7 protein-coding genes and 2 pseudogenes are annotated in these 8,006 nt (G+C 47.8%); 5 read left to right on the forward strand and 4 right to left on the reverse strand.

Going from position 1 to position 8,006, the window contains the following annotated elements; translation table 11 throughout:
* The first annotated feature begins 470 nt into the window (after window positions 1-470).
* From HMPREF0670_RS06835 to mobV, 5 genes and pseudogenes are all read left to right on the forward strand, one after another.
* Window positions 471-1,696: pseudogene (locus HMPREF0670_RS06835) on the forward strand (tyrosine-type recombinase/integrase).
* A gap of 2 nt (window positions 1,697-1,698) precedes the next feature.
* Window positions 1,699-2,088, forward strand: coding sequence for a hypothetical protein (locus HMPREF0670_RS06840; protein WP_009230424.1), 390 nt, complete (start codon window positions 1,699-1,701; stop codon window positions 2,086-2,088).
* Between the two features lie 457 nt (window positions 2,089-2,545).
* Window positions 2,546-3,793: a primase-helicase family protein gene (locus HMPREF0670_RS06845; protein ID WP_009230425.1), complete on the forward strand. Its 1,248-nt coding sequence runs from the start codon at window positions 2,546-2,548 to the stop codon at window positions 3,791-3,793.
* Between the two features lie 11 nt (window positions 3,794-3,804).
* The gene (locus HMPREF0670_RS06850) at window positions 3,805-4,248 is read left to right on the forward strand and encodes a hypothetical protein (protein ID WP_232213868.1); all 444 of its coding nucleotides are present in this window, start codon (window positions 3,805-3,807) and stop codon (window positions 4,246-4,248) included.
* A 160-nt stretch (window positions 4,249-4,408) separates the two neighbouring features.
* Window positions 4,409-5,770, forward strand: coding sequence for a MobV family relaxase (gene mobV, locus HMPREF0670_RS06855; protein ID WP_009230426.1), 1,362 nt, complete (start codon window positions 4,409-4,411; stop codon window positions 5,768-5,770).
* A 33-nt stretch (window positions 5,771-5,803) separates the two neighbouring features.
* On the opposite strand, the gene HMPREF0670_RS06860 is transcribed toward mobV, so the two are convergent.
* From HMPREF0670_RS06860 to HMPREF0670_RS17065, 4 genes and pseudogenes are all read right to left on the reverse strand, one after another.
* Window positions 5,804-6,583, reverse strand: a complete 780-nt coding sequence (locus HMPREF0670_RS06860; protein ID WP_009230427.1) for a hypothetical protein — start codon at window positions 6,581-6,583, stop codon at window positions 5,804-5,806.
* A gap of 41 nt (window positions 6,584-6,624) precedes the next feature.
* Window positions 6,625-7,338 (reverse strand): C10 family peptidase, encoded by a 714-nt coding sequence (locus HMPREF0670_RS17055; RefSeq protein ID WP_232213869.1) that lies wholly within the window; start codon window positions 7,336-7,338, stop codon window positions 6,625-6,627.
* A 4-nt stretch (window positions 7,339-7,342) separates the two neighbouring features.
* Complete coding sequence (locus HMPREF0670_RS17060; protein WP_232213870.1) at window positions 7,343-7,567, reverse strand: hypothetical protein; 225 nt, start codon at window positions 7,565-7,567, stop codon at window positions 7,343-7,345.
* 39 nt (window positions 7,568-7,606) lie between these two features.
* Window positions 7,607-7,891 (reverse strand): annotated as a pseudogene (locus HMPREF0670_RS17065) (Spi family protease inhibitor); the annotation flags it as partial.
* Window positions 7,892-8,006 lie beyond the last annotated feature (115 nt).

An 8,006-nucleotide genomic window follows, 5' to 3' on the forward strand; every position in this document is an offset into this window, starting at 1 on the left:
GCACAAGCTCGGCATCCTTTTGCTCAAGCTCTACGTCCTTACGCATAAGCTCCATGTCCTTTTGCACGAGAAGACTTACAACGTCTTCTCGAGTTAAGAAACGATAGTCAAGCGCAGTCTTGTTGTTGAACGTATTCATCAGTATGCCAGTCATTTATACAATACAAAGATACGAAAAATTGCTGTAATATTTGCATGAAATCGGCAGTTTAACGCAATTGGGCTTGATTATTAAGGCTATACGGTGTAAACCGCAGAAAATCCGCCACCTGCCACGAGGCAGTAATATGCGGATTACAGCAGAAGAATGGTTTTCAAATCATTACCTCCAAACGGGGTAATCACCTTCATCAACAAGAAGAAAAATAGCGTTTTCTGGTGCATCCGTTGCTTTTGCTTCACTGCTCTATATTTTGCATAGCAGGGTTAGGCTCTTTCATGTTTAATTTTGCAATCAAAAAGAAGAGGCAATGGCAAGAAGTACATTCAAGGTGCTGTTCTATGTGAACGGCAGCAAGGAGAAAAACGGTATTGTTCCTATCATGGGGCGTGTCACAATCAACGGCACGGTGGCACAGTTCAGCTGCAAGCGCACCATCCCTAGGGAGTTGTGGGATGTGAGAGGCAACAGGGCGAAAGGCAAGAGCAAGGAAGCCATCGCTACCAATCTCTCACTTGACAACATCAAGGCGCAAATCATCAAGCACTACCAAAGGCTTTCCGATCGTGAGGCATTCATCACGGCAGAGATGGTGCGCAACGCCCCTATCAGGGGCTGGGCAGCGAGTATGACACCCTGCTCAAATCCTTCGACAGGGACTGCGCTTCCCTGCTCAAGCGTGTGGGCAAGGACAGGAGCATGGGGACATACAAGGTAATGCTCAGGGCAAGGAACAACACGGAAAAGTTTATCCGCTACAAGTACAACCGCAGCGACATGTCGATGCAGAAACTCACTCCCGACTTCATCAGAGACTTCGCCGTGTACCTCAGTACGGTGAAAGGAAACAGGAACGCCACGATTTGGCTGAACTGCATGTGGCTCAAGGGTGTGGCGATGCGTGCGCACTTCAACGGCAAGATACCGAGAAACCCTTTCGCGCAGTTCCATGTAAGCCCGAACACGAAGGAGCGCGAATTCCTCACGGAGGACGAACTGAAAAAACTTATGGCTCACGAGTTTGCCGACAGTCACTCCGCCTTCGTGCGTGACTTGTTCGTTTTCGCCTCCTTCACTGCCCTTTCGTTCGTGGACTTGAAAGAACTCACCACCGATGAGATCGTGGAGGTGAACGGCGAGAAGTGGATACTTGCGAGAAGACACAAGACGCATGTTCCGTTCCAAGTGAAGTTGCTTGATGTCCCCCTGCAAATCATCGAACGATACAGACCGTTTCAGAAAGACAACTCCATATTCGGGGACATCAACTATTGGACGGTCTGCAAGAGGCTCAAGAAAGTCATCTGCGAGTGCGGTATCACAAAGGACATCTCCTTCCACTGCGCAAGGCACGGCTTTGCGACATTGGCACTCAGCAAGGGCATGCCCATCGAGAGCGTGAGCCGTGTACTCGGACACACGAACATCGTAACCACGCAACTCTATGCGAAGATAACCACCGAGAAACTCGACACCGACCTCTCCATGCTCGGCAGTAAGCTCAACGTATCATTCGGCAATATCAAGATAGGATAACAATGAAAGGGAAAGATACAAACAACAATGCCCGTCAGATAATCACGATGGACGAACACGGGAACGTCACTATACCCAACGGCGAGATATGGATGGGCGAGTATGAGATTGCCAACCTGCTTGGCGTGTTCGGGCATACCGTCCGTACACAGGTCAGGGAAATATACAAGGCAGGGCTGCTGCATCCCCACACGGCAGAGAGGAACATCAGGATAGCGGAGGGGCGCTGGCTTGATGCGTACAGCCTTAAAATGGTCATAGTCCTTGCGTTCCGTATCAGGTCGCAAAGGGCAAAAAGGTTTCGGGAGCATGTCATCGCAATGCTGACCGAACGGCACGAAAGGTTTGTCATGCTCCTTCCTGAACAGGCAGTCCCTGCTGAAACCCCTTAACAGAGGTTTATAGAGGTTTATCCCCATCGACACAAGGGGATAAACCTTTTTCTTTTTGGGTGGTTGAAGGGCAGGGATAACAGTTAGGGACGAGTCGTATAGGACTGCCGAGAAAAGAAAAGCATACCGAACACAACTTCTTTTATTTTGATGAATTGATGAATATTGATATAATATAATTGAATATCAAGCGATTGCAAGTTCATCAACATATCATCAGACGCTTGCGAACGATGAAAGAAAAAGGCATTTTCCCTTTTTCAGCAACCCTCGACAAATCCTGCAAAATTATCCTCCTGTTCCCCTCAATTATTGCCCCGCACCTCCCTGCTTTCCCCTGTTTTTATTCCATTCCGTTTTTCTTTCACCGTTCCGCGCCATTCTTCACAAGTAGTTTTCCGAACGATGTCCGTAACTTTGCACGATGCTATATATCAACCATTTAAGCAAGAAAGAAATGGATAAGAAAAACAATGACGGGCTGCTGGAAGATATGCCCGAAAAAAGAAAAAAGGACGGGGCTTTCGTCCGTGTGGGCACAACGCTCTACAAACTTGCAGACATGCCTCTTGTCGGAGGCGGTTTTGTAAGGAAGCGCATCGTGTGGAACAACGAGACGCTCCGTCAGGACTACGGCAGGGACTATTTGGCAACCGTCCCGAAGTATGACGGTTTCTGCACCGTCCCCGACCATGTGAACTATCAGCCCGTAGTAGGCAGTTTCCTCAACCTCTACGAGCCGACGGGGCATCATCCGAAGCAAGGTGCGTTTCCCCATATCGAGGCATTGGCAAGGCACATCTTCGGGGAGCAGTACGAACTTGGCATGGACTACCTGCAACTGCTCTACCTGTACCCCATAGAGAAACTGCCCATCCTGCTGCTCGTATCAGAGGAGCGCAACACGGGCAAGAGCACATTCCTCAACTTCCTCAAAGCCCTATTCGGCAACAATGTAACCTTCAACACAAACGAGGACTTCCGAAGTCAGTTCAACTCGGACTGGGCAGGGAAACTGCTCATCCTCGTGGACGAGGCGCTTCTCGACCGCAGGGAGGACAGCGAGCGGCTCAAGAACCTCAGCACCACCCTTTCCTACAAGGTGGAGGCGAAGGGCAAGGACAGAGACGAGATTTCGTTCTTCGCCAAGTTCGTTCTATGCTCCAACAACGAGCGTCTGCCCGTCATCATCGACGCAGGGGAGACACGCTATTGGGTGAGGAAAGTGGGGAGGATAGAAAAGGACGACACTGACTTTCTGAAAAGAATAAAGGAGGAAATACCCGCCTTCCTCTTTTTCCTCCAGCACCGCACGCTCTCCACGAAGAAAGAGAGCCGCATGTGGTTCAGTCCCGAACTCATCCACACGCAAGCCCTGAGCAGGATTATACGGAGCAACCGTAACAGGACGGAGGTGGAGATGGCGGAAACCTGCCTTGAAGTCATGGCCTGCATGAAAGCCTCCGCTTTCTCTTTCTGCATCAACGACATGCTCCTTCTGCTGAACTGCGCAGGCTGCAGGACGGACAGGACGCAGGTAAGGCGTGTTGTGCAGGATATATGGAAGCTCACCCCCGCCGAAAACACGCTCACCTATACGACATGCCAGCCGAGCTATGACAACATGTGCCCATACACGGAGGTAAGGCGCACGGGGCGTTTCTACACCATCGGCAGGAAGCAGTTGGAGGAAATGCAGGGATAGGGGGAGTGGAAATGATGAAACTCAGCTTTGACAAGTGGCTCGATGAGGGCATGATGAAAACATATTGTACTGATTTCCAGATTATTGAAACAAGATTCATCAATTCATCAGAAATTTCATCACTCCGACTTCTGTGGGAAACGGCAGTGGCATTACAGGCAGAAACGAAACAGGCAGAACATGCTGATATAAGCAGCAGAAAACGGCAGTCATGGCAAGCCGTGCATTCTGTATTTCCAAGCATGCAGGGTGTTCAGACATTCGGGTGCAGTCCAAGTATGCCTTCGGAGAGGCAGGTCCAATCGGCAGCACCGATGGAGAAGCCCACGAGGGGGCTTCAGGTGCAAGGACAAAAGGGAACGGCAGGTGCAGGCACGGTACGGATATTTTTGCAGGGCAGAAAATACCGTAGCTTATTAGGGGATTTTCCTCACGTTTCACTCCGTGTCCGCTAAAAATCCCCCAATAAGCCAACGGGTTGCACCCCTCTGGACACCCCTGCCAAGCCTATCAACATGAAGGAACGGGCACGCCGAAACAGGTTTCAGTTTTCCTCTCACCGATAAAATCAGGAATATAAAAGACAAAGGACGACAACTATAAAACGATAACATCATGGGATATTGTGTATTGCATTTAGAGAAGGCAAAGGGAGCCGACAGCGGAATGTCGGCACACATCGAGCGCACCATCGTGCCGAAGAACATAGACCCCACGAGAACGCACCTCAACCGTGAATTGGTAGAGTTCCCCGACGGTGTGCGCAACCGCACGGCTGCCATACGCCACCGCCTTGACACGGCGGGACTGAAACGTAAGATTGGAAAGAACCAAGTGCAGGCAATACGAATTGTATTGAGCGGCACACACGAGGACATGGCACGCGTGGAGGGTGAGGGCAAACTCGATGAGTGGTGTGCGGACAATGTAAAATGGTTGAGGGAAACCTATGGAGCAGATAATCTTGTTTCAGCAGTCTTGCACATGGACGAGGAAACACCGCATATCCATGCCACTATCGTGCCGATAGTACAGGGAGAATGTAGGAAGCAGAAAAAGGAAGAAAATGTGAAGCGCAAGTACAAGGTAAAAGCACCTGCCCCACGCCTGTGTGCAGATGAAGTGATGAGCCGTGCCAATCTTATACGCTATCAGGATAGCTATGGCGATCACATGGCAAAGTACGGGCAAAAAAGAGGCATCAGAGGCTCGGTTGCCAAGCACCTCTCCACGCATGAATATTATCGCAACCTTATCATACAGGGTGAGGACATACAGGCGAACATCGCTAACTTGTTGGCAAGGGAGGTAGAAGCACGGCGCATCATAGCAGAGGCAGAGAAAGCTAAGCAGGAACTCGCACGCATCAAGGCGGAGACAAAGACGGTGGAACTGAAGAACTCCGCTGCCAGGACTGCCACCGCAGCACTCAACGGAATTGGTTCTCTTTTGGGAAGCAACAAGATGAGCAGGCTCGAAAGCGAGAACAGGCAGTTGCACGGTGAGGTGGCGGAACTGAAAGAGAACATTGGACAGATGCGCACGGATATGCAGAATATGAAGGACAGCCACACCGCAGAGCGATTGCGAGCATCGGAGCAGCATCAGCGAGAAATCGGCAATCTCAGGCGCATCGTCGACAAGGCGAAGGAGTGGTTTCCCATGCTTGCCGAGTTTCTCAAGATAGAAAGGCTTTGCCGTTCGGTTGGATTGTCCGAGAAATACACGGACGAACTCTTGCAAGGCAAAGTTCTCGTTGTTACGGGAAAACTGCGGTCGGAGGAATACAGGCGTTCGTTCGCCGCTGAGAAGGTTCGTTTGCAGGTGGGTAGGACGGAGAAGGAAGGCAAGACCATACTCGACCTGCTCGTGGATAGAGTGCCGATTGCCGCATGGTTCAAGGGGCAGTGGGAGAAAATCAGACAGACGTCCATCCTTTCCTCAAAAGAAAACAGGAGCAAGGGAGTCAGGCTGTAACCATGTCTCCGCATGCTCCTTGTTTTCTGCATCTCATTCCATGACCTTTTCAGGCAAGGTTGCTTCCTTATAAGATATTTCCGCCATGATATGCTCTTCCATGTCATGCTCGTCAAGAAAGACAGGATAGATGAATTTCTCTTCATCCGGAAGTAGGCCGAGCTTTCCTAATTTCCCAAGCCTTTCCAAAGCCTCTTTCTTATTTTTCACTGTTAGGGTGAAATCACGGACAAACCCCTGTTTCTTGCTTTTCAGGCGCAAGTTCGTCGGAATGCCGTCTTTCATGACAATCTCATATACCCCCGAGAGAACGGCAGGCCCGACATGCCGATATACAGTAGGGGTGTAACGGCACAGATAAAAAGAATGCGCTGCGTTCTGGACAAGGAAAAGTCCCGAAACTCCGCTTCCTATTGACCATACTGGGTCTGAGCCCTCGTGAATTTCCAGTAACAGATAAGGCGGGAGGACTTTAACGGTCAGTTGCTGTCTTTCCTTTGTGAGGTTGTCGGTCAGTGAGACCTGAAATTCTCCCACTTGCAGGGCTTGGATTGAAAGAACACCTACATGCCCTGCCTGTTCGGGAGTTCTCGCATAGGCAATTCTAGCATAGTCCTTAAATGCATTGGAATTGCTTATCTGCAAGTCTCCACTGCCACTCGTGATGAACACACGGAGCGTGGAGCCTTGCATGATTTCCCTATAAGGTTTATCCAATTGAAAAGTCAACTTCTTATCCTCATCAGAAGAGGTGCAACTTATTATAAATGCAAACAAAAGGCAGGCCAAAGAGAATCTAAAATATCTACCCATAATAACTGTCAATCATTAGAAAGTGTGAAATGAATTTGGAATTATTTCCTTTGTACCATCGGAAATAAGCGAAGTCTTTGATTATAATGTCCTTCTACCGGTCTTGTATCGAAAGAGAGTGAAGTCTCATTTCTGTCAACCATATAGTATCCACTTGCATATCCTTTCCAACCAAAATTGGCATGAACATAGACATCGTGTGATTTTATCATTGCCTTTAGTTTTGTTGGGGTAGAACGCGTCCGTACCTGATAACCGTCTAAAATCCAGCAATGTCCCCCTTTCTTATTTCCAGAACTTCTTGTTTCGGAAGGCTCCTCATCTCCTGTTATCAACACAGGACAACCGCGGTCTAAAGATGCAATTATTATGGCCGCATCCATATCATATCCTTTATTTCTTTTTCCCAAATTAAAAGTTACTCCCATTGTTTCCAAATATTTATGACTATTAGTCATGGAGGCACCGCCTGTTCCATCCATATTCCATTCTGTTTTGATGCCGTATGCAACATGCTTGCAAAGCAGTGCGACTTGGTGTTGAATATCATCATCCGTTAAGGCATCTATGCCTGCGCGTTCTTTTATTAAATTCCAATCTAAAGTATGACCATATACAGAAGACATCGCCTCATAATGTGCAACAATCTGGGCAATAGCCGTCCCCACACATCCAACAACCTTTGGAATATCATTATTAATATATCCAAGTTCATTATTGTAAGGCCTATTTTGTCCCCATTCTGTACGCAACATGGGCTTAACTTCTTTTACCAAAAATCCCCATTGTTGGTTCAGGTATCCATTGCCCACGAGTAAGAGGTGTTTGGACTACCTTTATTTTTTCTTTCACATCATGATATGTAATGTCATTTGTATGAAAAGCAGTTTTAAGTTTACATAATGTTTTATCATGAAGAGAGTCTCTAATAGCATTATAATAACGCAATTTTCTCTTGATGGCATTTTCTGCTTCCCTTACCATCAAAGCAACACTTTTATTTTGTGTTGTATCCGCTAAATTACCTTTTTCAGCGAATGCAATAACTGTTGCAAACCTCTCATCCCCAGCAACAAGAGCAAACCCTTCTTTTTCTGATAATTTTAACTGATATATAGGGATGGAAGAAACTGTGTCTTCTACGCTTTTGGAAGAAATTCCACCAATATAGTACTTCTTTTCGATGATAGGGGATTGAGATATACTTCTTGTCGCTTGTTTCCCCGAAAAGTCTTTGACAAGAGTTATCGCTTGGTCCTCTGTTATTTCTTTTGGATGTTCAAACGCTATACTAATTAGGGTGTCCAGTTAGATGTTCCGAAAAACAGAGGCTGAAGTCACCCGTCAAGTTGTTAACATAATGCCCTGACATTTAACGTTCCAAGTAACAAAACAGTTCTTTGGAAATTTGCATAACTTATTG

This window comes from Prevotella sp. oral taxon 317 str. F0108, assembly GCF_000162415.1.
Lineage (GTDB): Bacteria > Bacteroidota > Bacteroidia > Bacteroidales > Bacteroidaceae > Prevotella > Prevotella conceptionensis.